Origin of the sequence: Labrys monachus (assembly GCF_030814655.1) — a bacterium.
GTDB lineage: Bacteria > Pseudomonadota > Alphaproteobacteria > Rhizobiales > Labraceae > Labrys > Labrys monacha.
Window position 1 is genome coordinate 4,231,819 of sequence record NZ_JAUSVK010000001.1, and the last position, 26,018, is coordinate 4,257,836.

The 26,018-nt window shown below is 64.1% G+C and carries 39 protein-coding genes; 2 read left to right on the forward strand and 37 right to left on the reverse strand.

Translation table 11 applies throughout. The annotated features are described in order from the left end of the window. Positions 1–140: 140 nt before the first annotated feature. The 6 genes from J3R73_RS19305 to J3R73_RS19330 all read right to left on the reverse strand — a co-directional run bounded on the left by J3R73_RS19305 (position 141) and on the right by J3R73_RS19330 (position 3,870). The gene (locus tag J3R73_RS19305) at positions 141–563 is read right to left on the reverse strand and encodes a secondary thiamine-phosphate synthase enzyme YjbQ (RefSeq protein WP_307437489.1); all 423 of its coding nucleotides are present in this window, start codon (positions 561–563) and stop codon (positions 141–143) included. A gap of 97 nt (positions 564–660) precedes the next feature. Next, positions 661–1,389, reverse strand: a complete 729-nt coding sequence (locus tag J3R73_RS19310; RefSeq protein ID WP_307437492.1) for an ATP12 family chaperone protein — start codon at positions 1,387–1,389, stop codon at positions 661–663. A gap of 53 nt (positions 1,390–1,442) precedes the next feature. After that, positions 1,443–2,120, reverse strand: coding sequence for an HAD-IA family hydrolase (locus J3R73_RS19315; RefSeq protein ID WP_307430477.1), 678 nt, complete (start codon positions 2,118–2,120; stop codon positions 1,443–1,445). A gap of 102 nt (positions 2,121–2,222) precedes the next feature. Continuing rightward, a complete protein-coding gene (locus J3R73_RS19320; protein WP_370880102.1) occupies positions 2,223–3,212 on the reverse strand; it encodes an RluA family pseudouridine synthase in 990 nt (329 codons plus the stop codon). A 92-nt stretch (positions 3,213–3,304) separates the two neighbouring features. Beyond that, entirely contained in the window at positions 3,305–3,622 is a 318-nt protein-coding gene (locus tag J3R73_RS19325) for an ArsR/SmtB family transcription factor (RefSeq protein ID WP_307430480.1), read from the reverse strand. Positions 3,623–3,642: 20 nt separating this feature from the next. Further along, complete coding sequence (locus tag J3R73_RS19330) at positions 3,643–3,870, reverse strand: hypothetical protein (protein ID WP_307430483.1); 228 nt, start codon at positions 3,868–3,870, stop codon at positions 3,643–3,645. Between the two features lie 70 nt (positions 3,871–3,940). On the opposite strand from J3R73_RS19330, the gene J3R73_RS19335 reads away from it, so the two are divergent. Beyond that, positions 3,941–4,357: a GFA family protein gene (locus J3R73_RS19335; RefSeq protein ID WP_307430486.1), complete on the forward strand. Its 417-nt coding sequence runs from the start codon at positions 3,941–3,943 to the stop codon at positions 4,355–4,357. Positions 4,358–4,409: 52 nt separating this feature from the next. Next, a complete protein-coding gene (locus J3R73_RS19340; protein ID WP_307430487.1) occupies positions 4,410–5,333 on the forward strand; it encodes a glycosyltransferase family 10 fucosyltransferase in 924 nt (307 codons plus the stop codon). 25 nt (positions 5,334–5,358) lie between these two features. Here J3R73_RS19340 and J3R73_RS19345 read toward each other — a convergent pair whose 3' ends face one another. The 31 genes from J3R73_RS19345 to fusA form a co-directional block, all read right to left on the reverse strand. After that, positions 5,359–6,669 carry a replication-associated recombination protein A gene (locus J3R73_RS19345; protein ID WP_307430490.1) on the reverse strand — a complete coding sequence of 437 codons (1,311 nt, stop codon included), beginning with the start codon at positions 6,667–6,669 and terminating at the stop codon, positions 5,359–5,361. A gap of 1 nt (position 6,670) precedes the next feature. Then, positions 6,671–8,086: a Do family serine endopeptidase gene (locus J3R73_RS19350; RefSeq protein ID WP_370879960.1), complete on the reverse strand. Its 1,416-nt coding sequence runs from the start codon at positions 8,084–8,086 to the stop codon at positions 6,671–6,673. A gap of 241 nt (positions 8,087–8,327) precedes the next feature. After that, positions 8,328–8,741: a 50S ribosomal protein L17 gene (gene rplQ / locus J3R73_RS19355; RefSeq protein WP_307430493.1), complete on the reverse strand. Its 414-nt coding sequence runs from the start codon at positions 8,739–8,741 to the stop codon at positions 8,328–8,330. Positions 8,742–8,785: 44 nt separating this feature from the next. Then, positions 8,786–9,802: a DNA-directed RNA polymerase subunit alpha gene (locus J3R73_RS19360; protein WP_370880103.1), complete on the reverse strand. Its 1,017-nt coding sequence runs from the start codon at positions 9,800–9,802 to the stop codon at positions 8,786–8,788. A gap of 82 nt (positions 9,803–9,884) precedes the next feature. After that, entirely contained in the window at positions 9,885–10,277 is a 393-nt protein-coding gene (rpsK, locus tag J3R73_RS19365) for a 30S ribosomal protein S11 (RefSeq protein WP_068292125.1), read from the reverse strand. A gap of 60 nt (positions 10,278–10,337) precedes the next feature. Continuing rightward, positions 10,338–10,706 (reverse strand): 30S ribosomal protein S13, encoded by a 369-nt coding sequence (gene rpsM, locus J3R73_RS19370; protein WP_307430500.1) that lies wholly within the window; start codon positions 10,704–10,706, stop codon positions 10,338–10,340. A 222-nt stretch (positions 10,707–10,928) separates the two neighbouring features. After that, positions 10,929–11,519: an adenylate kinase gene (locus J3R73_RS19375; protein WP_307430503.1), complete on the reverse strand. Its 591-nt coding sequence runs from the start codon at positions 11,517–11,519 to the stop codon at positions 10,929–10,931. Continuing rightward, positions 11,516–12,856, reverse strand: coding sequence for a preprotein translocase subunit SecY (secY, locus tag J3R73_RS19380; protein ID WP_307430506.1), 1,341 nt, complete (start codon positions 12,854–12,856; stop codon positions 11,516–11,518). Before secY ends, J3R73_RS19375 begins: the two co-directional genes overlap by 4 nt. Before the next feature lie 76 nt (positions 12,857–12,932). Further along, entirely contained in the window at positions 12,933–13,412 is a 480-nt protein-coding gene (gene rplO / locus J3R73_RS19385) for a 50S ribosomal protein L15 (RefSeq protein WP_307430510.1), read from the reverse strand. Between the two features lie 12 nt (positions 13,413–13,424). After that, entirely contained in the window at positions 13,425–13,616 is a 192-nt protein-coding gene (gene rpmD / locus J3R73_RS19390; protein WP_307430513.1) for a 50S ribosomal protein L30, read from the reverse strand. A 16-nt stretch (positions 13,617–13,632) separates the two neighbouring features. Further along, positions 13,633–14,190 carry a 30S ribosomal protein S5 gene (gene rpsE / locus J3R73_RS19395; RefSeq protein ID WP_307430516.1) on the reverse strand — a complete coding sequence of 186 codons (558 nt, stop codon included), beginning with the start codon at positions 14,188–14,190 and terminating at the stop codon, positions 13,633–13,635. Positions 14,191–14,202: 12 nt separating this feature from the next. Next, positions 14,203–14,565: a 50S ribosomal protein L18 gene (rplR, locus tag J3R73_RS19400; protein WP_307430519.1), complete on the reverse strand. Its 363-nt coding sequence runs from the start codon at positions 14,563–14,565 to the stop codon at positions 14,203–14,205. A gap of 12 nt (positions 14,566–14,577) precedes the next feature. Next, entirely contained in the window at positions 14,578–15,111 is a 534-nt protein-coding gene (rplF, locus tag J3R73_RS19405) for a 50S ribosomal protein L6 (protein ID WP_307430522.1), read from the reverse strand. Positions 15,112–15,128: 17 nt separating this feature from the next. Continuing rightward, positions 15,129–15,527 carry a 30S ribosomal protein S8 gene (gene rpsH / locus J3R73_RS19410; protein ID WP_307430525.1) on the reverse strand — a complete coding sequence of 133 codons (399 nt, stop codon included), beginning with the start codon at positions 15,525–15,527 and terminating at the stop codon, positions 15,129–15,131. Between the two features lie 12 nt (positions 15,528–15,539). Continuing rightward, the gene (gene rpsN / locus J3R73_RS19415) at positions 15,540–15,845 is read right to left on the reverse strand and encodes a 30S ribosomal protein S14 (protein ID WP_307430529.1); all 306 of its coding nucleotides are present in this window, start codon (positions 15,843–15,845) and stop codon (positions 15,540–15,542) included. Positions 15,846–15,886: 41 nt separating this feature from the next. After that, positions 15,887–16,447 carry a 50S ribosomal protein L5 gene (gene rplE / locus J3R73_RS19420; protein WP_307430532.1) on the reverse strand — a complete coding sequence of 187 codons (561 nt, stop codon included), beginning with the start codon at positions 16,445–16,447 and terminating at the stop codon, positions 15,887–15,889. Beyond that, on the reverse strand, positions 16,440–16,757 hold the full coding sequence (rplX, locus tag J3R73_RS19425; protein WP_307430536.1) for a 50S ribosomal protein L24: 318 nt from the start codon (positions 16,755–16,757) through the stop codon (positions 16,440–16,442). Before rplX ends, rplE begins: the two co-directional genes overlap by 8 nt. Beyond that, positions 16,757–17,125, reverse strand: coding sequence for a 50S ribosomal protein L14 (gene rplN / locus J3R73_RS19430; protein WP_307430540.1), 369 nt, complete (start codon positions 17,123–17,125; stop codon positions 16,757–16,759). Before rplN ends, rplX begins: the two co-directional genes overlap by 1 nt. 340 nt (positions 17,126–17,465) lie before the next feature. Further along, complete coding sequence (gene rpsQ / locus J3R73_RS19435; RefSeq protein WP_307430545.1) at positions 17,466–17,714, reverse strand: 30S ribosomal protein S17; 249 nt, start codon at positions 17,712–17,714, stop codon at positions 17,466–17,468. Positions 17,715–17,725: 11 nt separating this feature from the next. Further along, complete coding sequence (rpmC, locus tag J3R73_RS19440) at positions 17,726–17,929, reverse strand: 50S ribosomal protein L29 (RefSeq protein ID WP_307430548.1); 204 nt, start codon at positions 17,927–17,929, stop codon at positions 17,726–17,728. A 10-nt stretch (positions 17,930–17,939) separates the two neighbouring features. Next, a complete protein-coding gene (rplP, locus tag J3R73_RS19445; protein ID WP_307430551.1) occupies positions 17,940–18,353 on the reverse strand; it encodes a 50S ribosomal protein L16 in 414 nt (137 codons plus the stop codon). Between the two features lie 29 nt (positions 18,354–18,382). Further along, positions 18,383–19,093 (reverse strand): 30S ribosomal protein S3, encoded by a 711-nt coding sequence (gene rpsC, locus J3R73_RS19450; RefSeq protein ID WP_307430555.1) that lies wholly within the window; start codon positions 19,091–19,093, stop codon positions 18,383–18,385. Positions 19,094–19,103: 10 nt separating this feature from the next. Then, positions 19,104–19,484, reverse strand: a complete 381-nt coding sequence (rplV, locus tag J3R73_RS19455) for a 50S ribosomal protein L22 (RefSeq protein ID WP_307430559.1) — start codon at positions 19,482–19,484, stop codon at positions 19,104–19,106. Between the two features lie 3 nt (positions 19,485–19,487). After that, on the reverse strand, positions 19,488–19,766 hold the full coding sequence (gene rpsS / locus J3R73_RS19460) for a 30S ribosomal protein S19 (protein ID WP_307430563.1): 279 nt from the start codon (positions 19,764–19,766) through the stop codon (positions 19,488–19,490). Between the two features lie 11 nt (positions 19,767–19,777). Further along, positions 19,778–20,611, reverse strand: a complete 834-nt coding sequence (gene rplB, locus J3R73_RS19465) for a 50S ribosomal protein L2 (protein WP_307430565.1) — start codon at positions 20,609–20,611, stop codon at positions 19,778–19,780. Between the two features lie 28 nt (positions 20,612–20,639). Then, positions 20,640–20,936: a 50S ribosomal protein L23 gene (locus J3R73_RS19470; RefSeq protein ID WP_307430568.1), complete on the reverse strand. Its 297-nt coding sequence runs from the start codon at positions 20,934–20,936 to the stop codon at positions 20,640–20,642. After that, complete coding sequence (gene rplD, locus J3R73_RS19475; RefSeq protein ID WP_307430571.1) at positions 20,933–21,553, reverse strand: 50S ribosomal protein L4; 621 nt, start codon at positions 21,551–21,553, stop codon at positions 20,933–20,935. Before rplD ends, J3R73_RS19470 begins: the two co-directional genes overlap by 4 nt. 10 nt (positions 21,554–21,563) lie before the next feature. Further along, on the reverse strand, positions 21,564–22,268 hold the full coding sequence (gene rplC, locus J3R73_RS19480; RefSeq protein WP_307430574.1) for a 50S ribosomal protein L3: 705 nt from the start codon (positions 22,266–22,268) through the stop codon (positions 21,564–21,566). A gap of 31 nt (positions 22,269–22,299) precedes the next feature. Next, positions 22,300–22,608 (reverse strand): 30S ribosomal protein S10, encoded by a 309-nt coding sequence (gene rpsJ / locus J3R73_RS19485; protein ID WP_284317122.1) that lies wholly within the window; start codon positions 22,606–22,608, stop codon positions 22,300–22,302. Between the two features lie 66 nt (positions 22,609–22,674). Then, positions 22,675–23,865, reverse strand: coding sequence for an elongation factor Tu (gene tuf, locus J3R73_RS19490; protein ID WP_307437504.1), 1,191 nt, complete (start codon positions 23,863–23,865; stop codon positions 22,675–22,677). 55 nt (positions 23,866–23,920) lie between these two features. After that, positions 23,921–25,996 (reverse strand): elongation factor G, encoded by a 2,076-nt coding sequence (fusA, locus tag J3R73_RS19495; protein ID WP_307430577.1) that lies wholly within the window; start codon positions 25,994–25,996, stop codon positions 23,921–23,923. Positions 25,997–26,018: the final 22 nt, after the last annotated feature.

Below are 26,018 nucleotides of genomic sequence, written 5' to 3' on the forward strand. Positions count from 1 at the left end.
GCGTTTCCCGCGGCTTATTGGACGATATGCCGCTTCCCAAGCCATAGAGGCAGAAGGCTAAGATTTCACCGGTTTTCGGCTGCCTCTCAACCAGTAAATTCCGGCGGCGCCGGCCCAGTCCCGCCAAGGCGATGGCCGGTTCAGGCGTTCGCGTGCAGGACGACCTCGCGGCGATGCGGCCGGTCTCGGTGCTCGAAGAGATAGAGCCCCTGCCAGGTGCCGAGCATCAGCGCGCCCCCGCCGATCGGGATCGAAAGGGAGACCTGCGTCAACGCCGACTTGATATGCGCCGGCATGTCGTCGGGACCTTCGAGCCGATGCACAAGGTAATGCATGGCCGGGTCATCGGCCGGCGGCACCAGGCGGGCGAAGAAGGCCTCGAGGTCCGTCCGCACATCGGGATCGGCATTTTCCTGGATGAGCAGGGACGCGGAGGTATGGCGCACGAAGGCGGTGAGCAGGCCGACGTCGATCCCGGCCTGGCGCACGAAGGCGTTCGCCTGCGCGGTGAACTCGTAGAGGCCCTGCCCCCTGGTCGAGATGGTGAGGATGGTCTGCGGCATGCGGCGGAAGTGAAGGCGCCGGCAGCCGTCTGTCAAGAGCCGCGGCTGTCGGAGCCTGCCGGCCTATGCCCCTCCGACCGCGCGCCTGGCTGCCGTGCTATCTCGCCCGAGCCAGCAGCTTGGCCGCGGCCTCCATCTCGCGCCAGCGCCAGGCGCGGCGCTGCAGGGCCTCGTCGTCGGCGCCCCACAGCTGGGCCTGATAGTCCTCGTCGACATGGGCAGCGGCCCAGGCGGATTCGGCTTCCAGATGGCCGCGCGCCAGGGCCAGAGCGAGCAGCACGGAGCCCGTCAGCGTGGTGGCGACGTGCAGGCTGGCGAGGCCGAGATCGTCGAAGTCCGCCACCTGCCGGCCGATCGCGGTCAGCGCCTCGGCGGGCTGGGGCCGGTGCATGATGCCCTGGGTGACCACGAGGCCGGCTCCCAGCTCCTCGACCGCCCAGCGCAGAACCGGGTTCCACGCCTCGTTCTGCCGGCGGACCAGTTCCTCCGGTCCGTCGGCGCGGTAGCACAGCAGATCCGAACCGCCATAGGAGGCGATCTCGGCGATCACCGCCTCGCGGGCGGCGGCGACGCCGTCGATGGCGGAATTGGCGATGCGCGTCATCGGCATGGCGAAGGGATCGATGCGATCGCCCTGCCCCGCCCATTCGGCCGCGAGCATTGCCGCGAGATCGGCCGTCTCCAAGGCGAGCAGGGCCTTGCCGGGGGTGCGGGCGACCTTGCCGTCGAGCGCCACGGCGAAGAGCCCATCACGCTCGACGACACCGGCTTCCTTGTAGAAGCGGCGCGGCAGCTCCGGCTTCATGCCCTTCTGTGCCGCATGCATCGGGTCGGGGTCGGAGCCGTCGCGGAACAATCCGCCGAGGGGGCCGCGCGCCGTCACAGGGCGGCCGCCATCGGACGGGCGTCGACCAGCGGCGGCAGCTGCGCGAAATCCTCGATGATATGGTCCGCACCGGCCTCGCGGAGGGCCTCCACCGTATGATTGCCCCAGGACACGCCGACCGTGCGCGCACCAGCCGCGCGGCCCATGGCGATGTCGAAGCTGGTGTCGCCGATCATGACGATATCCTCCGGCGGCACGCCGACGGCGCGCCCGGCCTGGAGGACCATGGCGGGATGGGGCTTGGAGGGCGCGTCGTCGGCCGTCTGGACGGTGGCGAAGACATCCCGCCAGCCGAAGCCGTCGAGGATATGGGCAACGCCGCGCTGCGACTTGCCGGTGGCGATGCCGAGCACGACATCGTCGCGGCGGCGCAGCGCCGCCACCGTTTCGAGCGCACCGGGAAAGAGCGGCGCAGCATAGGCAGGATCGGCACGGAGGACCTGGAAGATGTCGCGATAATGCCCGGCGGCGCGCTCCACCTCCGCCGTCGGGGTCTCCGGGCCGAGCAGATGCACCATGGCCGTCTCGAGCGACAGGCCGACGATGCTCAGCATGAAGGCGCGGTCCATCAGCGGACGCTCCATCCGCGCCAGCGTCTCGCTGAGCGCGCTGTAGATGAGATGCTGGCTGTCGAGCAGCGTGCCGTCGACGTCGAACAGAACGAGTTTCATCTAGAGCGTTCTACCTTCAGAGCGAATAACCAAGAATCGCAAAATCCCTTGGACACGAATGAGTTTAATTGGCGCCCCGTTCCTGCTTGAACGCATTTTGCTCTAGTCCTCCGGCGCGTCGACGATCGGATCATAGGAGGAGGCGTCGAAGCCGAGTATGTCGAAGCTCTCGCGCATATGGGGCGGCAGCGGCGCAGTGACATCGAGCGTGCCCCCGCGCGGATGCGGCAGCGTGATGCGGCGGGCGTGCAGATGCAGCTTCTTGGGCAGCTCCTCGGGAACGTTCTCCATGTCCGCCCCATATTTCGGGTCGCCGATGATCGGATGGCCGATATGCGCCGTATGGGCGCGCAATTGATGCGTGCGCCCGGTGACCGGCTTCAGCGACAGCCACGATACGGCGTTGGCGGCCCGATCGACCAGCGAGTAATAGGTGATCGAATGCACGGCCTCCTCGTCGCCATGCTGCATCACCCTGACCTTCTCGCCGTCGATGCCCAATTGCTTGGAGAGGAAGAGCGAGATGCGGCCCTGCTTCGGCGTGGGAACGCCCTTGACGAGGGCCCAATAGATCTTGCGGGCCGACCTCGTCCTGAAGATGGCGGCGAGATCCGAGGCCGCCTTGCGCGTCCTGGCGAGCACGAGAACGCCCGATGTGTCGCGATCGAGACGATGGACGAGGCGCGGCTTCTCGCCGTCGGGACCGGCAAGGGCGGCGAGCATGCCGTCGACATGGCGCTCGGTGCCCGAGCCGCCCTGCACGGCGAGCCCATGCGGCTTGTTGATGACGAACACGTCCTTGTCTTCATAGAGGATGAGCGAGCGGATGAAGGTCGCGTCCTTCTCGATCTGCGCCGAACGCTTGATGCCGGGAACGGCAGGATCGGCCTTCGGCAAGGGGGGCACCCGGATGGTCTGGCCCTTGGCGAGGCGGTCATTGGTCTTGGCACGGCCGCCGTCGACGCGGACCTGCCCCGAGCGCAGCAGCTTCTGGAGATGGCCGAAAGCGAGGTCGGGGAAGTGCGTCTTGAACCAGCGGTCGAGGCGCATGCCGTCCTCGTCGCCGGTAACAATGCGGGTTTCGACAGACAGGGACATCAGGGTTCCAGGAGGTCTGCGAGGCTCGGGTGCGATGCTCGCGGGATTGGCGCCGGTATAGTCCAGCGGGGCCGCGCTGTCTGCCCTCAAATCGCCAATTCGACGCCCGGGAGGCCCTCACAGCAATCCGTCACGAAGAATGTGACGAAAGCCTTGGCCCGCCCGGCCGCTATGCGGCAGCGCTGGACCCTGCCCTCGCGCTCCTGCGTCATCAGCCCTGCAGCCAGAAGCTGCGCGATATGGTGGGCCAGGGTCGATTTGGGAATGCCGAGGTCCCGCTGGATTTCGCCGACGGAAAGCCCGCCATCCCCGGCCTTGATCAGGAGCTGGAAGATCTGCAGGCGGTGCGGATGGCCGAGTTCAGCCATGCACCGCGCCGCATCCTCGAAGACCATATCCGTCATCGCCATTGGCTCAAGGCTTTCTATCCCCTGGGAGAGCAATGCGCCTCTCCGACAATATCGAGCCGCCGCCGCTTGCGAACAATCGTCCGGCCGGCCGCGGCGGAGCCGAACAGGCCGGGGATCTCGCTTCTGTCGACGCCGATATCCCACAGAACCCGATCGCTCAGGCTCTCGAAGGAGCGAATATTGGCTTCACGCTCGCGTCGTGCAAGCAATTCGTTGAAAATCTGTCCGATGCGATCGAACATGGCCACCTCCTTTAAATCACTACAGTTCTAGAATTATAGTCCTATTTTCGCCGAATGCAAGGAGATGACGATGAGCGAGAAGGAAAACATGCCGGTACGGGCCACGGGCGGCTGCCTGTGCGGATCCGTCCGCTATGTCCTGCGCGGCCCGCTGCGCGACGTGTGGGCCTGCCATTGCTATCTGTGCCGGCGCCTGCACAGCCATCACGCCGCCTATGCCGCCTGCGATCCCGCCGATCTGGAAGTCGTGCACAATGGCAAGCTGCGCTGGTACCGCTCCTCCCCCTCGGCACGGCGGGGCTTCTGCGCCAAATGCGGTGCCCAGCTCTTCTGGGACGGCAAGGGCAGCGATCATATCTCGATCGCCGCGAGCACGCTCAACGAACCGACGGGCGTCCGGCTCGTGAAACATATCTGCGTCGGGCAGAAAGGCGACTATTACGAGATCACGGACGGGCTGCCGCAGGAAGGCGGATCGATGGCATAGACATGGGAGACTGCCAGCTGTCGGATACCGGTTCGAGGAGGGGGATCGTCCGATGTTGATCTTGTTCTACGACACCCTGTGGGGGCAGCCGCTGGAGTTAGGCGAGGAGATGGACTTCGGCGAGGAGATGGCGGGCACGGAATTCTCGACCGACCGGCGCCGGTACGACGAAGCCGATGCGGTGGTCTTCCATTTGCCGGAATGGCCCTTCACCCCGACGCCCGCCGGGACGGCGGATGGTCCGCCGCCCAAACGACCGGGGCAGATATGGGTGGCTTGGTCGATGGAATGCGAGGAGCACTACCCGCTCATGCGGGATGCCGGCTTCATGCGCGCTTTCGAATTGACCATGACCTATAAGCGCGATGCCGACATTCCCCTGAGTTATGCGGATCCGCGAGGCGCCGCCGCCGACATGTTCGCCGAACTCCGGCGTCCGCCGCCCGATCGCGGCCGGCAGGCCCCCCTGCTGGCTTCCTTCATCTCCAGCTCCCATGACCGCAGCGGGCGCCAAGCCTACCATCGGGAGCTCGCGCGCCATCTTCCGATCGACTGCTATGGCGCCTTCATGCGCAATCGGACGCTCGTTCCGGATCTCGGACGCCAGACCAAGCTGGAGACGCTCCCGGCGTATAAATTCGCCATCGCCTTCGAGAATGCGCGCGCCGAAGATTACGTGACCGAGAAATTCTTCGACCCGCTTCGGGTCGGTTGCGTGCCGGTCTATCTCGGCGCGCCCAATGTCGAGGATTTCGCCCCCGGGGACCGCTGCTTCATCGACGCCGCCGACTATGCCGATCCACGGGCCCTCGCCGACCATCTGCTGGCGCTTTCAAGGGACGACGACGCCTATGCTTCCTATTTCGAATGGAAGCGCAAGCCGCTCCGCCGCAATTTCGAGACACTCGTCCAGGAGCAGGCGACATCCTGGCTGGCCCGCCTCGCCCGGCGCGTCAGAACGGCCCTCGCCGGCTGACGGGGCATGCGCACGAAGCGCTGCGCTACTCGCCCCCGCGTTCGCGGCGCAGCTTGTCCCAATAGTCCAGCCGCTTGCGGATCTCCCGCTCGAATCCGCGCTCGACCGGTTGGTAGAACTGCCGCCGCCCGAGCGCGTCGGGGAAGTAATTCTGGCCGGAAAAGCCCTCCGGCTCGTCATGATCGTAGCGATAGCCTTCGCCGTAGCTTTCCGCCTGCATGAGCTTGGTCGGCGCGTTGAGGATGATCTTCGGCGGCACGAGGGAGCCGCCCTCCTTGGCGAGGCGCATCGCCGCCTTGAAGGCCGTATAGGTCGCGTTGGATTTCGGCGCCGTTGCCACATAGACGACGGCCTGGGCGATGGCGAGCTCGCCTTCGGGACTGCCGAGGAAGTCATAGGCATCCTTGGCGGCGTTGGCGACGACGAGCGCCTGGGGATCGGCCATGCCGATATCCTCCACCGCCATGCGCACCACGCGCCTGGCGAGGAACAGGGGATCCTCGCCAGCATCGAGCATGCGGGCGAGATAATAGAGCGCCGCGTCGGGATCGGAGCCGCGCACGGATTTATGCAGGGCCGAGATCAAATTGTAATGGCCGTCCTGCGACTTGTCGTAGATCGGTGCCCGGCGCTGCAGCACCTGCTGGAGGGTCGCCGCGGTGAAGACCTCGCCAGGCTTGGCGGCCCGCCACGCTTCCTCGGCGAGGGTGAGGCAGGCGCGGCCGTCGCCGTCCGCCATCCGGACCAGCACCGCCCTCGCCTCGTCGTCGAGCGGCAGGCTCCTGCCCTCCATCGCTTCGGCATGGGCGAGCAGGCGGCCGATCGCCACCTCGTCCAGCGCATGGAAGACCATCACGCGCGCCCGCGACAGCAGGGCGGCATTGAGTTCGAAGGAGGGATTTTCGGTGGTGGCGCCGACGAGCGTCACCGTGCCATCCTCCATCACCGGCAGGAAACTATCCTGCTGCGCGCGGTTGAACCGGTGGATCTCGTCGACGAACAGCAGCGTGCCGCGGCCCATGGCCCGGCGTGCGCGCGCCGCCTCGAACACCTTCTTCAGGTCCGCCACGCCGGTGAAGATGGCGGAAATCTGCTCGAAGGCGAGCTTGGTCTCGCCCGCCAGCAGGCGGGCGACCGTCGTCTTGCCCGTGCCGGGCGGACCCCAGAAGATCAGGCTGCCGAGGGAGCCCGAGGCCAGCAGGCGGCTGAGGGCGCCGTCGGGACCGACGAGGTGGTCCTGCCCCACCACCTCGGCCAGCGTGCGCGGCCGCAGCCGGTCGGCGAGCGGGCGAGGCGCGTCCTTCTCCAGGCCGGCCGAGGAAAAAAGATCGGCCATCTCAGCCGCCCAGTATGGTGGAGATCTGCTGGCCGTCACGGCTGATCGTGATGCGCCACAGCCGCCTCTCGTTCTGCACCAGCCCCTTCAGCGCGCCGACGTCCTTGACCTTCTCGCCGTTGAGGACCTCGATGATGTCCTTCTTCTGGAAGCCGAACGTGGCGGCGGCGCTGCCCTCGACGACATCGGTCACCACCACGCCGGTGGCATCCATCGGCACGCCCAGCATCTCCGCCACCGCCGGCGACAGGTTTGCCACCTTGGCACCGGTCAGCGGCGAGGGGCCCTGCAGCACCGCCTCGTCGCGCGGCGTCGTCTCGCTGGCCGCCTCCAGCGCGACGGCCACGGTGATGCGTTTGCCGCCGCGCAGCACGCCCAGGCGGGCCGTGCCGCCGAGCGGCTTGGTGGCGAAGCGGTAGCCGAACTCGTCGGGGTCGGAAACCTCCACCCCGTCGACGTCGAGGACCACGTCGCCCGTCTGGAGTCCGCCCTTCGCGGCCGGCCCGGCTTTGCCGACCTGCGTCACCAGGGCGCCGGACGGACGGTCCATCGACAGGGATTCAGCGATCTCGGGCGTCACGCCCTGGAGGCTGGCGCCGAGCCAGGGACGCAGCACACGGTCGGACCCGGCCTTGGCCGAATTGACCACCACCTCCACCATCGCGGCGGGAATGGCGAAGCCGATGCCGATGCTGCCGCCCGACCGCGAGACGATGGCGGTGTTGATGCCGACGAGCCGGCCCGACATGTCGACGAGCGCACCGCCGGAATTGCCCGGATTGATGGCGGCATCCGTCTGGATGAAGGATTGGAAATCCGACCGGCCGATCTGGCTGCGCGCCAGCGCCGAGATGATGCCGGAGGTCACCGTCTGGCCGACGCCGAACGGGTCGCCCACCGCCAGCACGAGATCGCCGACCTGGACCCGGTCGGAATCGGCGAAGTCGAGCGTTGCGAGGTCGCCCTTGACACCCTTCAGCTTCAGCACGGCGAGATCGCCCCGTTCGTCGGTGAGGACGACATCGGCGTCGAACTCCCGCTTGTCGGCCAGGGCAACCCGGATCTGCGTCGCATTCTCGATGACATGGTAGTTGGTGACGATCATGCCGTCCTTGCCGACGATGACGCCGGATCCCAGCGACCGCTCGACGCGATCGCGCGGCGTTCCCTCCCCGCCGCCGAAGAAGCGGCGAAAGAAAGGATCGTCGAACATCGGGTTGGTCTGTGCCTTCTCCACATGCTGGGCATAGACGTTGACGACGGCGGCCGTCACCCTCTTCACGATCGGCGCGAAGGACAATTTGATTTCCGCCGGGCTCGTCGGCACGGCGGCATCCTGCGCCGTCGCCGGCGCCAGGCACGCCACCGACATCTGGGCCCCGAGCAGGACCGCGGCGGCAAAAGACAGGCGACGCATCAAGGAACTCCCGTTACAGCCGGGCCAGGCAAGCCAATTCGGCGCCCGGCCATGGCAACACTTACCAGGCTTTGTGGACGAGATTATGCAGCGTGCCAATGCCGGACAACGCCCTCTGCCACCGGCAGCAGGAACTCTCACGCCGGCACCGGGGCCGCAACCAACGGAATCGGCCTCCCGTTCCGCGCAAGGCAATAAAAAAGGCGGCCGAAGCCGCCTTTCAAACGCTGCGAGACCGGAATCAGGCCGCCTCGGCCTGCTCCTGGACCGGACCGGAGTCCTGGCCCTTGGCGTCGACGTCGCGGTCGACGAACTCGATCACGCCGACCGGGGCCGAATCCCCGTGCCGGAAGCCGGCCTTGAGCACCCGGGTGTAGCCGCCATGCCGATCCTTGTAGCGCGCAGCAAGCACGTCAAACAGCTTGGTGACGATCACCTCGTCCTGCAGCTGGGCAATGGCCTGCCGGCGCGCATGAAGGTCGCCGCGCTTGCCGAGGGTGACGAGCTTCTCCACGATCGGACGCAGGTCCTTCGCCTTGGGCAGCGTGGTGACGATCTGCTCATGCTTGATGAGCGAAGCCGCCATGTTCTCGAACATCGCCTTGCGATGCTCGGCGGTGCGGTTGAATTTACGATGAGCCTTGCCGTGACGCATAGCCCTGTTCCTTGCGGTTTTGGCAGCGCGAAGCGCCTGCGGAGTTAATAATGTTCCTCGAAGCGCTTAGCGAGCTCTTCGATGTTCTCAGGCGGCCAGCCCGGCACTTCCATGCCGAGGTGAAGACCCATCTGTGCCAGCACTTCCTTGATCTCGTTCAGGGACTTGCGGCCGAAGTTCGGCGTGCGGAGCATCTCCGCCTCGGTCTTCTGGATGAGGTCGCCGATATAGACGATGTTGTCGTTCTTCAGGCAGTTGGCCGAACGCACCGACAGTTCGAGTTCGTCGACCTTCTTGAGAAGCGCCGGGTTGAAGGCGAGCTCCGGAATGGACGGGGCCTCGGACTCCTTCTTGGGCTCTTCGAAATTGACGAAGACTTCCAGCTGGTCCTGGATGATGCGTGCCGCGAAGGCCAGCGCATCGTCCGGCGTGATCGAACCGTTGGTCTCGATCGTCATGGTCAGCTTGTCGTAATCGAGGATCTGCCCTTCACGGGTATTCTCGACCTTGAAGGCGACCTTTTTGACCGGCGAATAGAGGCTGTCGACCGGAATGAGGCCGATCGGCGCGTCTTCCGGGCGGTTGCGGTCCGCCGCGACATAGCCCTTGCCGTTGTTGACGGTGAACTCCATGCGGATTTCCGCGCCCTCGTCCAGCGTGCACAGCACATGGTCCGGATTGAGGATCTGGATATCGCCGACCGTCTGGATGTCGCCTGCGAAGACCTGTCCCGGACCCTGCTTCTTCAGCACGATCCGCTTGGGGCCTTCGGCGCCCATCTTGACGGCAATTTCCTTGATATTGAGGACGATATCTGTAACGTCTTCACGCACGCCGGGGATGGACGAGAACTCGTGCAACACGCCGTCGATATGAACCGACGTCACCGCGGCCCCCTGGAGGGACGACAGCAGAACGCGACGCAGCGCATTGCCCAAGGTCACGCCGAAACCACGCTCCAAAGGCTCGGCGACGGCGGTCGCCTGGCTCCTTGGATCGTCACCCGGAGTCACTTCGAGCTTTTGCGGCTTGATAAGTTCCTGCCAGTTTTTCTGAATCACGACGACACCCTTCAATCGGTCTCGGTGCGGCCAACAGACCCGAGCCGCTCCATGAGCGGCCCGGACCATCTCGAATCGCGCGTCAGACGCGACGACGCTTGCGCGGGCGGCACCCATTATGTGGAATTGGCGTCACGTCGCGGATAGACGTGATCGTGAAGCCCGACGCCTGCAAGGCGCGCAGAGCCGATTCACGACCGGAACCCGGGCCGGACACTTCAACTTCCAGCGTACGCATGCCGTGCTCGCTCGCCTTGCGGCCAGCATCTTCGGCGGCCATCTGCGCGGCATACGGGGTCGACTTGCGGGACCCTTTGAAGCCCATCGTTCCCGAGGACGACCAGGCGATCGTATTGCCCTGCGCGTCGGTGATGGTGATCATCGTGTTGTTGAAGCTCGAATTGACGTGTGCAACGCCAGAAACGATATTCTTGCGTTCGCGACGGCGAACGCGACCTGCGGCTTCTTTTGCCATGGAAAAATCCTTCAAGCACGCCCGTGGTACCAGGCGCTCGGGACAGAAACTGAACCGAAATTACTTCTTCTTGCCGGCGATCGGCTTTGCCTTGCCCTTGCGGGTACGGGCATTGGTGTGGGTCCGCTGACCGCGAACCGGAAGGCTGCGGCGATGACGCAGGCCGCGATAGCAGCCCAGATCCATCAGACGCTTGATGTTCATCGCGACGTCACGACGAAGATCGCCTTCGACGATATAGTCACGATCGATCGTTTCGCGAATCTGAAGGACTTCCTGATCGCTCAGCTGGTGAACGCGACGCTCAGGAGCGATGCCGACCTTCGAAACGATTTCCTTGGCCTTGGCCGGGCCAATGCCGTGAATATACTGCAGCGCGATCTCGACGCGCTTGGCGGTGGGAATGTTGACGCCAGCGATGCGGGCCACGTTCCGGTCTCCAAATCTTGATACGGCGGCGGGAAGCTGCGTATCCGTTCATCCTGGCCGGCGAACCGGCAGCGCAAAAACGAGCCGCTCGCTCAGCAGAGCGACCGACCCGCGCGTCCTTGACGTGAGACGCGCTTATTAAAGGCTCCTAGAAGCCACGTCAACTCGTAAAGACTAAGTTTATGCACGTCGCTCTCAAGAAAGCACCGTGCATGCGACTTTTCATGCCGAAACGGCCGCAAGCAGTTCATCGATCTCGCGCGAGACCGCGTCGATCGGCTTCATGGCGTCGATCGGGCGCAGATCGCCGCTCTTGCGATAATAGTCCGACAGCGGCGCCGTCTGGGTCCGATAGGCCTGGAGCCGCGTCTTGAACGATTCGGCATTGTCGTCGGGACGGACCTTGCCGCCCGCGGCGATCGTCTCCGCCACACGCTTCTCGATGCGCGACAGCAGGATCGATTCGTCCACGACGAATTCGATCACCGCATCGAGCCGCATCCCCTTCTGCGCCAGCATCTCGTCGAGCGCCACGGCCTGCGCCGTCGTTCTGGGAAACCCGTCGAGGATGAACCCGTTCTTGGCGTCAGGCTCCTCGATGCGGTCCGCGACGATGCCGACCACGATGTCGTCCGGCACGAGCGCACCGGCGTCCATGAGGGCCTTGGCCTTGATGCCGACCGGCGTGCCCGCATCCGCGGCGGCCCGCAGCATCTCTCCCGTGGACAATTGGGGAATGCGATGCTTCTCGGCCAACCGGACCGCCTGGGTACCCTTGCCCGCCCCCGGCGGACCCAGGAGAATCAGCTTCATCCGCGACGACTCCCCTTAAGCTTGGTCTTGCGCACCAGCCCCTCATATTGATGAGCCAGCAAATGTCCGTGGATCTGCGCCAGCGTATCCATCGCCACGCTCACCGTGATCAGCAGCGAAGTACCGCCCAGCACGAAGGGAATGGACGGAATCAGATAATTCTGGACTTCCGGCACCAGGCAGACGAGCGCGATATAGACGGCACCGACGACGGTGATGCGGGTGAGGACGTAGTCGATGAACTTGGCGGTATTGTCGCCCGGACGGATACCGGGAATGAAGCCGCCGTGCTTCTTCAGATTATCGGCCGTCTCGGTCGGATTGAAGACGATCGCGGTGTAAAAGAAGGTAAAGAACACGATCAGCACGCCGTAGAGCAGCATGAACAGCGGCTTGCCGTGGCCGAGATAGATGGCGATGTTGTTCAGCCATGAATTCGGATTGCCCTGCGCCGCGAAGGTCGCGGCCGTCGTCGGCAGCAGCAGCAGCGACGAAGCGAAGATCGGCGGGATGACGCCCGAGGTGTTCAGCTTCAGCGGCAGATGCGACGACTGCCCCTCATAGACCCGGTTGCCCACCTGTCGCTTCGGATATTGGATCAGCAGACGGCGCTGCGCCCGTTCGAAGAACACGATGGCCAGGACCACCACCACGGCGACGACCACCGTCATCAGCAGCGAGACGGGCGACATGCCGCCGGTGCGGGCCAGGTCGAACATCTGCCCGACATGGGTCGGAAACTCCGCGACGATGCCCGCCTGGATGATCAGCGACGTGCCGTTGCCGATGCCGCGCGACGTGATCTGCTCGCCCAGCCACAGCAGGAACATGGTGCCGCCGACGAGCGTGATCGTCGTCGAAAGGCGGAAGAACCAGCCCGGATCGGTGACGATGTGCTGGCCGCCCTCGAGTCCGATCGCGATACCCCAGGCCTGCGCCGTCGCCAGTACCACCGTCAGATAGCGGGTATACTGGTTCATGATCTTGCGCCCGGCCTCGCCCTCCTTCTTGAGGGCCTCCAGCTGGGGCACGACCGTGGTCAGGAGCTGGACGATGATCGACGCGGAGATATAGGGCATGATCGCAAGCGCGAAGATCGCCATGCGCCCGACCGCACCGCCCGAAAACATGTTGAAGAGGCCGAGAATGCCCTGGCTCTGGCCGTTGAAGGCATCGGCATAGGCCTGGGGATTGATCCCCGGCATCGGGACGTAGGTGCCCAGCCTGTAGATGATCAGCGCGCCCAGCGTGAACCAGATTCGCTTCTTGAGCTCGTCCGCCTTCGAGAACGAACTCCAGTTGATGCTTGCAGCAAGCTGCTCCGCCGCCGATGCCATAGGGTGCTCCGCCGTGTCGAAAGCGCGCCAAAAAAAGGAGCGGCCCGCCAAACCGGCGGGCCACCATTATATAGGATCAGGCTTCGGCCGTTGCGACCGCGTTCAGCACTTTTACCGAACCGCCGGCCTTCTCGACCGCGGCGACGGCGCTGGCCGACGCAGCTGCGACCTCGAAGGTGACCTTGGCCGTGATCTCACCCGAACCGAGCAGCTTCACGCCGTCCTTAATGCGGCGCAGAACGCCGGAGGCGATCAGCGCCTCGGCCGTGACGACAGCCTGGGCGTCCAGCTTGCCGGCATCGATCGCAGTCTGCACGCGGCCGAGATTCACCTCGGCATAATGCGTCGCGAAGATGTTGACGAAGCCGCGCTTCGGCAGGCGCCGATGCAGCGGCATCTGACCGCCTTCGAAGCCCTTGACGGCGACGCCGGTGCGGGCCTTCTGGCCCTTGACGCCGCGGCCGCCGGTCTTGCCCTTGCCCGAACCGATGCCGCGTCCGACCCGCATGCGGGCCTTGGTCGCGCCTTCGTTGTCGCGAAGATCGTTGAGTTTCATCGTCGCGTCTCCCTACTCGGCCTCGACCACACGGACGAGGTGACCGAGCTTGGCAATCATGCCGCGCACGGCCGGAGTATCCTCCAGCGTGCGGCGGCGGCGGATCTTGTTGAGGCCCAGGCCGACGAGAGTCGCGCGCTGGTCCTGGGTGCGGCGGATCGGGCTGCCGATCTGCTCGACCGTCACGGTCTTGGTTTCAGCCATCGCTCTTGCCTCCCGTTCAATCGGTCGACTCGGCGTCGATACCCTGACGCCGGTTCTGGATCTGGGAAACCTTGAGGCTACGGCGGGCAGCGACCGAACGCGGGCTGTCCTCGTGCTTCAGGGCATCGAACGTCGCCCGGACCAGGTTGTAGGGGTTGGAAGACCCCAGCGACTTGGCGACGACGTCATGCATGCCGAGCGATTCGAACACGGCGCGCATCGGGCCGCCGGCGATGATGCCGGTACCGGCGGGCGCCGCGCGGAGCACGACCTTGCCGGCGCCATGACGGCCATTGACGTCATGGTGCAGCGTGCGGCCTTCGCGCAGGGAAACCCGCACCAGGCCGCGCTTGGCCTGGTCGGTCGCCTTGCGGATGGCTTCCGGCACTTCGCGCGCCTTGCCATGGCCGAAGCCGACACGACCCTTCTGATCACCGACGACGACGAGCGCAGCAAAGCCGAAACGCTTGCCGCCCTTCACCACCTTGGCGACGCGGTTGATGTGGACGAGGCGGTCCACGAACTCGCTGTCGCGCTCTTCGCGCTGACGGTCACGTTCACGTTCACGAGCCATTGGATCCGTTCCTTAGAAATTGAGGCCGCTTTCGCGGGCCGCATCGGCGAGCGCCTTGACGCGCCCGTGGAAGATGTAGCCGCCACGATCGAAGAGGACATCCTTGACGCCCTTGGCGACCGCACGCTCCGCGAGGAGCTTGCCGATCACCTTCGCGGCCTCGATGTCGGCGCCCGTCTTCAAGCTGCCGCGCAGGTCCTTCTCCAGCGACGAAGCGGCGGCGATGGTCTCGCCTTTCGCATCGTCGATGACCTGTGCGTAGATGTGCTTGGAAGAGCGGAAAACCGAGAGGCGCGGCCGTCCGTTCGCCACTGCACGCAGGGTGCGGCGGACACGCGCCTTGCGGCGCTCGAGAGCTTGCCTTGCATTCGCCATTGATAGGCTCCGTTACTTCTTCTTGCCTTCCTTGCGGAAGATGAACTCACCAGCATATTTGACACCCTTGCCCTTATAGGGCTCGGGGCCGCGATATTCGCGAATCTCGGCCGCGACCTGGCCGACCTTCTGCTTGTCGATGCCCGAGATCACCACTTCGGTGGGCTTCGGGGTCACGATCGTGATTCCTTCCGGAATCGCATAGTCCACGTCGTGCGAGTAGCCGAGCGACAGCTTGACCACCTTGCCGGCGACGGCGGCCTTGTAGCCGACGCCGTTGATCTCCAGGCGCTTCTCGAAGCCCTTCGTCACGCCGACGAAGATGTTCGAGACCATGGTGCGCGACATGCCCCACAGCGAACGCGCCAGCTTCGACTCGTCGCGCGGGTCGACCTTGACGGCGCCGTCCTTGAGCTCGACCGAGATGAGCTCGGGCACCGTGAAGAGCAATTCGCCCTTCGGTCCCTTCGCCTTGACGGTCTGGCCTTCGAGGCTCGCCGTAACGCCGGCCGGAACGCCGACCGCCTTCTTGCCGATACGAGACATATTCTTTCTCCTTCGGCTCAGAACACGGTGCAGATCACTTCGCCGCCGACATTGGCTTCACGGGCCTGATGGTCGGCCATGACGCCACGCGGGGTCGAAACGATCGACACGCCAAGTCCATTGGCGACGCGGGGAATATTCTTGACCGACACGTAGACGCGCCGGCCGGGCTTGGAGACACGGGCGATCTTGCGGATCACCGGCTCACCGTCATAATATTTGAGTTCGATCTCGAACTCGCTCCGGCCATTGCCGAAGTCGGTCACCGTGTAGCCCCGGATGTAGCCTTCGGCCTGCAGCACGTCGAGGACGCGGGCACGCTGGCCGGAACCGGGGGTGGAGACGGAACTCTTGCGGCGCATCTGCGAATTGCGGATGCGGGTCAGCATATCGCCAACCGGATCATTGATCGCCATGACGATACCTCCTCACCAGCTCGACTTCACGAGGCCTGGAATCAGGCCGCGGGAACCGAGTTCGCGCAACGCGATACGCGACATCTTCAGCTTGCGGTAGACGGCGCGCGGACGGCCGGTCACTTCGCAACGATTGCGTATGCGCTCCTTGGCGGAGTTGCGCGGCAGCTCCGACAGCTTCAGGCGAGCGGTGAAACGCTCTTCCATCGACAGCGAATCATTGTTCGCGATCGTCTTCAAGCGCGCGCGCCTGCCAGCAAACTTCTTGGCGAGCTTCTCGCGGCGCTTGTTCTTCTCAATAGAACTCTTCTTGGCCATTTAGGTCTCCAACGTTCCGCGTTTGAGGGCGGTCAACCGCCTCACTGCCGGAAGGGGAAGTTCATCAGTTTCAGAAGCGCACGCGCCTCGTCGTCGGTCTTGGCCGTGGTGCAGACGATGATGTCCATACCCCAGACCTGGTCGACCTTGTCGTAGTTGATTTCCGGGAACACGATGTGCTCCTTGAAACCCATGGCATAATTGCCGCGACCGTCGAAGCTCTTCGGATTGAGGCCGCGGAAGTCCCGAACGCGCGGCAGCGCGATCGTCACCAGGCGATCGAAGAACTCGTACATGCGGGTCTTGCGCAAGGTCACCTTCGCGCCGATCGGCATGTTCTCTCGAACCTTGAAGGTCGAGATCGCCTTGCGGGCCCGCGTGATGACGGGCTTCTGCCCGGCGATCATCGCCAGGTCGGCGGCCGCGATCGTCACCTTCTTGGTGTCGGCGGTCGCTTCGCCGACGCCCATGTTCAGCACGATCTTCTCGACCGCGGGAACTTCCATCGGGTTCTTGTAGCCGAACTGCTTGACCAGCTCGGGACGAACCACTTCGTCGTAATACGTCTTCAGACGCGGCGAATAGGCTTCGGTGTTAGCCATCGATCTGCTCTCCCGAACGCTTGGCGATCCGGACCTTCTTGCCGCTGTCGAGAACCTTGAAGCCGACACGCGTCGGCTTGCCGTCCTTGGGGTCGGCGATTGCGATATTCGACAGGTCGATCGGCGCTTCCTTCGAAATCACGCCGCCTTCCTGCGTCGGGGACTGGCGCTGGTGACGGCGGATCATGTTCACGCCGCGAACAAGCGCGCGGTTCTCGTCCGGCATCACCTGGATCACTTCACCGGAACGGCCCTTGGAGCGGCCGGTGAGCACGACGACCTTGTCGCCCTTCTTGATCTTCGCGGCCATCACAACACCTCCGGCGCGAGCGAGATGATCTTCATATGGTTCTTCGAGCGCAATTCGCGCGGAACCGGTCCGAAGATGCGCGTGCCGATCGGCTCCTTCTGGTTGTTGATCAGCACGGCCGCATTGCGGTCGAAGCGGATCACCGAACCGTCGGCACGGCGGATATCCTTGGCCGTGCGCACGACGACGGCCTTCATCACATCGCCCTTCTTGACGCGCCCGCGCGGAATGGCTTCCTTGATCGAGACGACGATGATGTCGCCGACGGAGGCATATTTCCGCTTCGAGCCGCCCAAAACCTTGATGCACATCACGCGTCGCGCACCGGAATTGTCCGCGACGTCGAGATTCGACTGCATCTGAATCATGACGTACCCTCTTATTCTTCGCAGGCTGGTATCCGTTCACGACGGACCCGGCCCAACCTCGGGTTTGGCGCCCGGACCCTTTCGGATCCCGGCCCCGCAAGGCCTCCGACCATCGAGGTCTCGGGCCCGTTCGCCGGCGTTGCGGCCGGCAGATCTGATAGAAGACCCAAAGCGCGGCCAAGGCGGCGGATCTCTCCGCCCCTTTCGCCGACGCTCCGGGAAAGCGAGCCTTCTAGCGGCTCCCTTCCCCAATCACAAGCAGAAAGCCGGCCCAAGCAAACTTAATTCGGCCGGCTTCGACATTCCGCTTCGATTCAAGGCCGCCCGGGCAGCCGGAGGCTTACGCCTCGGCTGCGCCCGCTTCGTCGCGGACGACCCAGCGCTTGAGCTTCGACATCGGGCGACCTTCCTCGATCCACACGATATCGCCGACCTTGTGGCCGTTGCCCTCGTCATGGGCATGGTAGTTCTTCGTGCGACGCACGGTCTTCTTCAGCAGCGGATGGGTGAAGCGGCGCTCCACCTTCACAACAACCGTCTTGTCGTTCTTGTCCGAAACGACGACGCCTTGCAGGACGCGCTTGGGCATGGACTATCTCCTCAAGCCTTGGCTTTGGTCGCGGCCTGCTGGCTCTGAACCGTCTTGATCCTGGCAATGGAGCGACGAACCGTGCGCACCTCTGCCGTGTTGTTCAGCTGGCCGGTGGCCTTCTGGAAACGCATATTGAACTGCGACTTCTTCAGCTTGGCGAGTTCATCGGCGAGCTGGTCTTCGGTCAGCACCTTGACGTCTTCGATCTTCATGGTGTCTTCCTCACTCAGCGATACGCTGGATGAAACGGGTCTTGATCGGCAGCTTGGCCGCGCCGAGCGTCAACGCCGAACGGGCGATCTCCTCGCTGACGCCGTCGAGCTCGAACATGATACGGCCCGGCTTGACGCGCGCGACCCAATGGTCGGGCGCGCCCTTGCCGGAGCCCATGCGCACTTCGGCGGGCTTGGCGGAAACCGGCACGTCCGGAAAGATGCGGATCCACACGCGACCCTGACGCTTCATCTCGCGGGTGATGGCGCGACGCGCGGCTTCGATCTGGCGTGCAGTCACACGCTCCGGCTCCAGGGCCTTGAGGCCGAACTGGCCGAAGTTCAGGAGCGCGCCCGACGAGGCCACACCGTGAATGCGGCCCTTGAACTGCTTACGGAATTTGGTGCGCTTGGGTTGCAACATGGTTTTCTTCTCTCAAGTCCCCGCAGCCGTCACGCGGCTTCGTTACGAGGGCGCGACGACGAGCGGCCGGTCTCGGCTTCCGCCATGCGCTTGTCCTGGGCCATCGGATCATGCTCGAGGATCTCACCCTTGAAGATCCAGACCTTGATGCCGCACGTACCGAAGGTGGTGAATGCCGTCGCCGTGCCGTAGTCGACATCGGCGCGCAGCGTGTGAAGCGGCACGCGCCCTTCACGATACCATTCGAGACGGGCGATCTCCGCGCCGCCCAGACGGCCCGAGCAGTTGATGCGGATGCCTTCGGCACCCAGGCGCATCGCCGACTGCACGGCGCGCTTCATGGCACGACGGAAGGCGACGCGGCGCTCGAGCTGCTGGGCGATGGAGTCGGCCACCAGCGTCGCATCGACTTCGGGCTTGCGCACTTCAACGATGTTGATGTGCACTTCCGAAGCCGTCAGCCTCGACACCGTCTTCTTGAGCTTGTCGATATCCGCGCCCTTCTTGCCGATCACGATGCCCGGACGGGCCGAGTAGATCGTGACGCGGCACTTGCGGTGCGGACGCTCGATGACGATGCGCGAGACGGCCGCCTGCTTGAGCTGCTTGAGCAGCGCCTTGCGGATGGCGATGTCCTCGTGCAGCAGCTTGCCGTATTCGTTCTTGCCGGCGAACCAGCGCGAATCCCAGGTCCGGTTGATACCCAGACGCAGGCCGATCGGATTGACTTTCTGACCCATCGCCGGCTCCTTACGCCTTGGCTTCAACCTGGCGGACAACGACCGTCAGGTTCGAAAACAGCTTCTCGACACGCCCTGCCCGGCCACGGGCCCGCGCATGGAAGCGCTTGATGACGAAGGCCTTCCCGACGAAGGCTTCCGAGACGATGAGATCGTCCACATCCAGGCCGTGATTGTTCTCGGCATTGGCAATGGCGCTCTGCAGCGTCTTCTTGACGTCGGTCGCGATGCGCTTGCGGGAGAAGGTGAGGTCGGCCAAAGCCGAATCGACCCTCTTGCCGCGGATCATCGTCGCCACGAGATTCAGCTTCTGCGGGGAGACGCGCAGCATGCGTGCAACCGCTTTCGCCTCGTTATCCGGCAGGGCACGTTCAGACTTCGGCTTGCCCATCGCTTACTTCCTCTTCGCCTTCTTGTCCGCCGCGTGGCCATAGAAGGTCCGCGTCGGGGCAAATTCGCCGAGCTTCATGCCGACCATGTCTTCGGTGATCTGCACCGGGACATGCTTCTGGCCGTTATAGACGCCAAAGGTAACGCCGATGAAGTGCGGCAGAATGGTGGAACGGCGGCTCCAGGTCTTGATGACTTCGCTGCGGCCGGAGCCGCGCGCGGCATCCGCCTTTTTCAGGAGGTACCCGTCCACAAACGGGCCTTTCCAGACTGAGCGGGACACGAGTGGTCTCCTTACTTCTTCTTGACGTGGCGCGACGAGACAACAAACTTGTCCGTCGCCTTGTTCGAACGCGTCTTCTTGCCCTTGGTCGGCTTGCCCCAGGGCGTAACGGGATGACGGCCACCCGAGGTACGGCCTTCGCCGCCGCCATGGGGATGGTCGATCGGGTTCATGGCAACGCCGCGAACCGAAGGCTTGATGCCGAGCCAGCGCGAACGACCCGCCTTGCCGAGCGAGATGTTCATATGGTCCTGGTTCGAAACCGCGCCGACGGTGGCGAAGCAGCTCGACAGCACCAGGCGCTGCTCGCCCGAATTGAGGCGCAGGATGACGTAGGAGCCATCGCGGCCGGCAATCTGGGCATAGCTGCCGGCAGAACGGGCGATCGCGCCGCCACGGCCGAGCTTGAGCTCGACATTGTGCACGATCGTGCCGACCGGCATCGCCGACATCGGCATCGCATTGCCCGGCTTCACGTCGGCCGAGGCGCTCGCGATCACCTTGTCGCCGACGCCCAGGCGCTGCGGCGCCAGGATGTAGGCCTGCTCACCGTCCGCATAGGAGATGAGCGCGATGAAGGCCGTGCGGTTCGGATCATATTCGATCCGCTCGACGGTGCCCTGCACGTCAAGCTTGCGGCGCTTGAAGTCGACGATGCGATAGGTCCGCTTGTGGCCGCCCGACTTGCGGAACGACGTGGTGCGGCCCGTATTGTTGCGGCCGCCCGACTTGCTCAGACCTTCGGTCAAGATCTTGACCGGCGCTCCCTTGTAGAGGGCGGAGCGGTCGACCAGCACGAGCTGGCGCAGGCCCGGCGTAACCGGCTTGTAACTTTTGAGAGCCATTGGTCTCTCTCCCTTTCCGGTCCGCGCCTCAGAGGCCCGTCGTCACGTCGATCGTCTGGCCTTCGGCCAAAGTCACGATCGCGCGCTTGACGTCGCTCTGGGTGCCAATCGTACCCTTGAATCGCTTGATCTTGCCCTTGCGGATGAGCGTGTTGACGCCCATCACCTTGACATTGAACAGCTTCTCGACGGCGGCCTTGATTTGCGGCTTGGTCGCTTCCTTGCGGACGCGGAAAACCACCTGGTTGAGTTCCGTATGGGCCGTCGTCTTTTCCGTGATCACCGGGGACAGGATCACGTCGTAATGCCTGACATCGGTGCTCATTTGAATCGTGCCTCCAGCGCGTCGACGGCCGCCTTGGTCAGCACGAGGCTGTCGCGGCGCAGAATGTCGTAAACATTGATGCCCTGCACCGGCAACACGTCCACATTCGGGATGTTGCGGGCGGCCAGAGCGAACTTCTGATCGACCTCGGCTCCGTCGATGACGAGAACATTGGCCAGGCCCCGCTTCGAGAACGTGTCCCTCAGCGCCTTGGTCTTGATCTCGTCGACCGCAGCCTTGTCGAGAATGATCAGCTGCTGCGTCTTCGCCTTGGACGAGAGCGCATGCTTGAGGCCAAGCGCCCGCACCTTCTTCGGCAAATCATGGGCATGGGAGCGCACCACCGGCCCGAAGGCGCGGCCGCCGCCACGGAACTGCGGCGCGGAAGCCGCACCGTGACGAGCGCCGCCGGTGCCCTTCTGCTTGTACAGCTTCTTCTTGGTCCGATCGATCTCCGACCGGCCGAGCGTCTTGTGCGTGCCGGCCTGGCGCTTGGCCAATTGCCAGCGCACGACGCGCTGAAGGATGTCCGCACGCGGCTCGAGACCGAAGATCTCGTCCGACAGCGTCACGGAGCCGGTCTCGGATCCGTCAAGAGTGGTAATCGAAAGTTTCATCGGCTCCTCCTCACTCGCCGGCCGCTGCGACTGCAGCTTCTGGCAAGCGGAACGCGCCGGGCTTCGGCGCCGCTTCCGGCAACTGCTTCTTGACGGCGTCGCGCACCAGGATCCAGCCGCCCTTGGCGCCGGGAACGGCACCCTCGACGAGGATGAGGCCGCGATCGACATCAGTACGGACGACCTTGAGGTTCATCGTGGTGACGCGCTCGTCACCGAGATGGCCCGCCATCTTCTTGCCGGCGAACGTCTTGCCGGGGTCCTGGCGTTGACCCGTCGAACCATGGGCACGATGGGTCACCGAGTTGCCGTGGGTCGCGCGATGGCCGCTGAAATTCCAGCGCTTCATCGAGCCGGCGAAGCCCTTGCCGATCGTCGTACCGGTGACGTCGACGAACTGGCCGGGGACGAAATGGTCGGCAGTGATGGTGGCGCCGACCGGAATCATGCCGGTTTCCGGCACGCGGAATTCGACGATCTTACGCTTGGGCTCCACATTGGCGACAGCAAAATGGCCACGCTGCGCCTTGGTCGTATTCTTGACCTTAGCAAAGCCGGCGCCGAGCTGCAGCGCGGTATACCCGTTCTTGTCGTTGGTCCGGTGGGCGACGACCTGGCAGCCGTCAAGCCGGAGAACTGTGACCGGTACATGCTCGCCTGCGTCGTTGTAAACGCGGCTCATGCCGATCTTCTGTGCAATGACACCAGAACGCATGGCGTTCGTTCCTAAGCCTAGAGGAGCCTGATCAGAGTTTGATCTCGACGTCCACGCCTGCGGCGAGGTCGAGCTTCATGAGCGCGTCCACGGTCTGCGGGGTGGGGTCTACGATGTCGAGCAGGCGCTTATGGGTGCGCATCTCGAACTGCTCACGCGATTTTTTGTCGACGTGCGGCGAGCGGTTCACCGTGTATTTCTCGATCCGCGTCGGGAGCGGAATTGGTCCGCGAACAGCGGCGCCAGTGCGCTTGGCCGTGGAAACAATCTCGCGGGTCGACGCATCGAGGATACGATGGTCGAACGCTTTGAGGCGGATGCGGATGTTCTGGCCGTTCATGCCCTGACTCCGAAATGTTTGGCGCGCCGCCAAACGGCGCGCCGACAATGCGCTTGATTGAAGATCTTATTCGATGATGGCGGCGACGACGCCGGCCCCGACGGTGCGACCGCCTTCACGGATGGCGAAGCGCAGCTTCTCCTCCATGGCGATCGGCACGATCAGGCTCACCGTCATGGCGATGTTGTCGCCCGGCATCACCATTTCCGTGCCTTCCGGCAGCGTCACGATCCCCGTCACGTCCGTCGTGCGGAAGTAGAACTGAGGACGGTAATTGCCGAAGAACGGCGTATGGCGACCGCCCTCTTCCTTCGTCAGGATATAGGCCTCGGCCTTGAACTTCGTGTGCGGCTTCACCGAACCCGGCTTGCACAGAACCTGGCCGCGCTCCACGTCCTCGCGCTTGGTGCCGCGCAGCAGCGCGCCGATGTTGTCGCCAGCCTGACCCTGGTCCAGCAGCTTGCGGAACATCTCCACGCCCGTCACCGTCGTCTTCTGCGTCGGACGGATGCCGATGATCTCGACTTCCTCGCCGACCTTGACGATGCCGCGCTCCACGCGTCCCGTCACCACCGTGCCGCGGCCCGAGATCGAGAACACGTCTTCCACCGGCATCAGGAACGGCTGGTCGATCGGCCGCTCCGGCTGCGGGATGTAGTCGTCCACCGTCTTCATCAGCTCGAGGATCGCGTCATGCCCGATCTCCGGCGACTTGTTCTCCAGCGCCATCAGCGCTGAGCCCTTGGTGATCGGGATGTCGTCCCCAGGGAACTCGTACTTCGACAGAAGCTCGCGCACTTCCAGCTCCACGAGCTCCAGAAGCTCGGGATCGTCGACCATGTCCACCTTGTTCAGAAACACCACCAGCGCGGGAACGCCGACCTGGCGCGCCAGCAGGATGTGCTCGCGCGTCTGCGGCATCGGACCGTCCGCCGCCGAAACGACCAGGATCGCGCCGTCCATCTGCGCCGCGCCCGTGATCATGTTCTTCACATAATCGGCGTGACCCGGGCAGTCCACATGCGCGTAGTGACGGTTCTTCGTCTCGTACTCAACATGCGCCGTCGAGATCGTGATGCCGCGCGCCTTCTCTTCAGGCGCCTTGTCGATCTGGTCATACGCCGTGAACGTCGCCCCGCCCGTCTCCGCCAGAACCTTCGTGATCGCTGCCGTCAACGACGTCTTGCCATGGTCGACGTGACCAATCGTGCCGATGTTGCAGTGCGGCTTGTTCCGTTCAAATTTCTCTTTGGCCATCGGGGCCTCCTTCACCTGTCGCCGAAACGGCGGATGAACCTAGTAACGAAATGGATCAGGCGTACTTCGCCTGGATTTCAGCAGCGACGTTGGACGGCGCCTGTTCGTAGTGGTCGAACTGCATCGTGTAGCTGGCACGGCCCTGGGTGAAGGAGCGCAACTGGTTGACGTAGCCGAACATGTTCATGAGCGGGACCATGGCATTCACGACATTCGCGTTGCCGCGCATGTCCTGGCCCTGGATCTGGCCGCGACGAGAGTTGAGATCGCCGATGACCGAGCCGGTATATTCTTCCGGAGTCACCACCTCGACCTTCATGACCGGCTCGAGCAGGACCGAACCGCCCTTCTGCAGGCCTTCACGAAGAGCCGCGCGAGACGCGATTTCGAACGCCAGGGCCGAAGAGTCGACTTCATGGTAGGCGCCGTCGATCAGCGTGACCTTGACGTCCACCACCGGGAAGCCGGCGACGATGCCTGCGCCCAGAACCGAATTGAGGCCCTTTTCGACGCCCGGGATGTATTCCTTGGGCACCGAACCGCCGATGACCTTCGACTCGAACTCGAAGCCCTTGCCCGGCTCGTTCGGCTCGACGATGAACTTGACGCGAGCGAACTGGCCGGTACCACCGGTCTGCTTCTTGTGGGTGTAGTCGATCTCGGCCCGCTTGGTGATCTTCTCGCGGAAGGCCACCTGCGGAGCGCCGACATTGACGTCGACCTTGTGCGTCCTGCGCAGGATGTCGACCTTGATGTCGAGATGGAGCTCGCCCATGCCCTTGATGATGGTCTGGCCGGATTCCTGGTCGGTCGACACGCGGAAGGACGGATCCTCCGCGGCCAGCTTGACCAGAGCCAGGGCCATCTTTTCCTGGTCCGCCTTGGTCTTCGGCTCGACCGCCATCTCGATGACGGGCTCGGGGAATTCCATGCGCTCCAGGATGACCGGATGGGCCGGATCGCACAGCGTGTCGCCGGTGCGGGTATCCTTCAGGCCGACGAGGGCGACGATATCGCCCGCATAGGCCTCGGCAATTTCCACGCGGTCATTGGCATGCATGAGAACCATGCGGCCGACACGCTCGTTCTTTTCGCGGGTCGAGTTGAGGAGCGAAACGCCCTTCTGGAGCTTGCCGGAATAAATGCGGCAGAAGGTCAGGACACCATACTGGTCGTCCATGATCTTGAAGCCGAGAATCGCAAGCGGGGCGCTGTCCGAGGACGGACGCTCGACTTCCTCGTCGTTGCGCGGATCGATACCCTTGATCGCCGGGCGGTCGAGCGGCGACGGCAGATAGTCGACGACCGCGTCGAGCAGCGTCTGCACGCCCTTGTTCTTGAACGCCGAACCGGCCAGGACCGGGTAGAAGGCGCTGGTCAGCACCGCCTTACGAATCAGGCGCTTGAGGGTCGGCTCGTCCGGCTCGGTACCATCCAGATAGGCCGTCATCGCATCGTCGTCGAGTTCGACGGCAGCTTCGATCAGGGCCAGGCGATATTCCGCGGCCCTTTCCTTCAGGTCATCCGGAATTTCGGCATTCATGTCGAATTCGGCGCCCAGCGCCTCGCCGGTCCAGACGACGGCCTTCATGCGGACGAGGTCGACGATACCCTTGAAGTTCGCTTCGGAGCCGATCGGCAGCTGGATCGGAACCGGCTTGGCCCCGAGGCGCTTCACGATATCGTCCAGGCACTTGTAGAAATCGGCGCCCGTCTTATCCATCTTGTTGGCGAAGACGATGCGCGGAACCTTGTACTTGTCACCCTGGCGCCAGACCGTCTCGGTCTGCGGTTCGACACCCTGGTTGGAATCGAGCACGCAGACGGCACCGTCGAGCACACGCAGCGAACGCTCGACTTCGATGGTGAAGTCGACGTGGCCGGGCGTGTCGATGATGTTCAGGCGTTTGCCGGCCCAGTGAGCCGTGGTCGCAGCCGAAGTGATCGTGATGCCGCGCTCCTGCTCCTGCTCCATGAAATCCATGGTGGCAGCGCCGTCATGCACTTCGCCGATCTTGTGCGACTTGCCGGTGTAGTAGAGAATCCGCTCAGTGGTCGTGGTCTTGCCGGCGTCGATATGCGCCATGATACCGAAATTGCGGTAGTCCTCGATCGCGTGCGTGCGGGCCATCGTCTGATCCTCAATCCTGTCT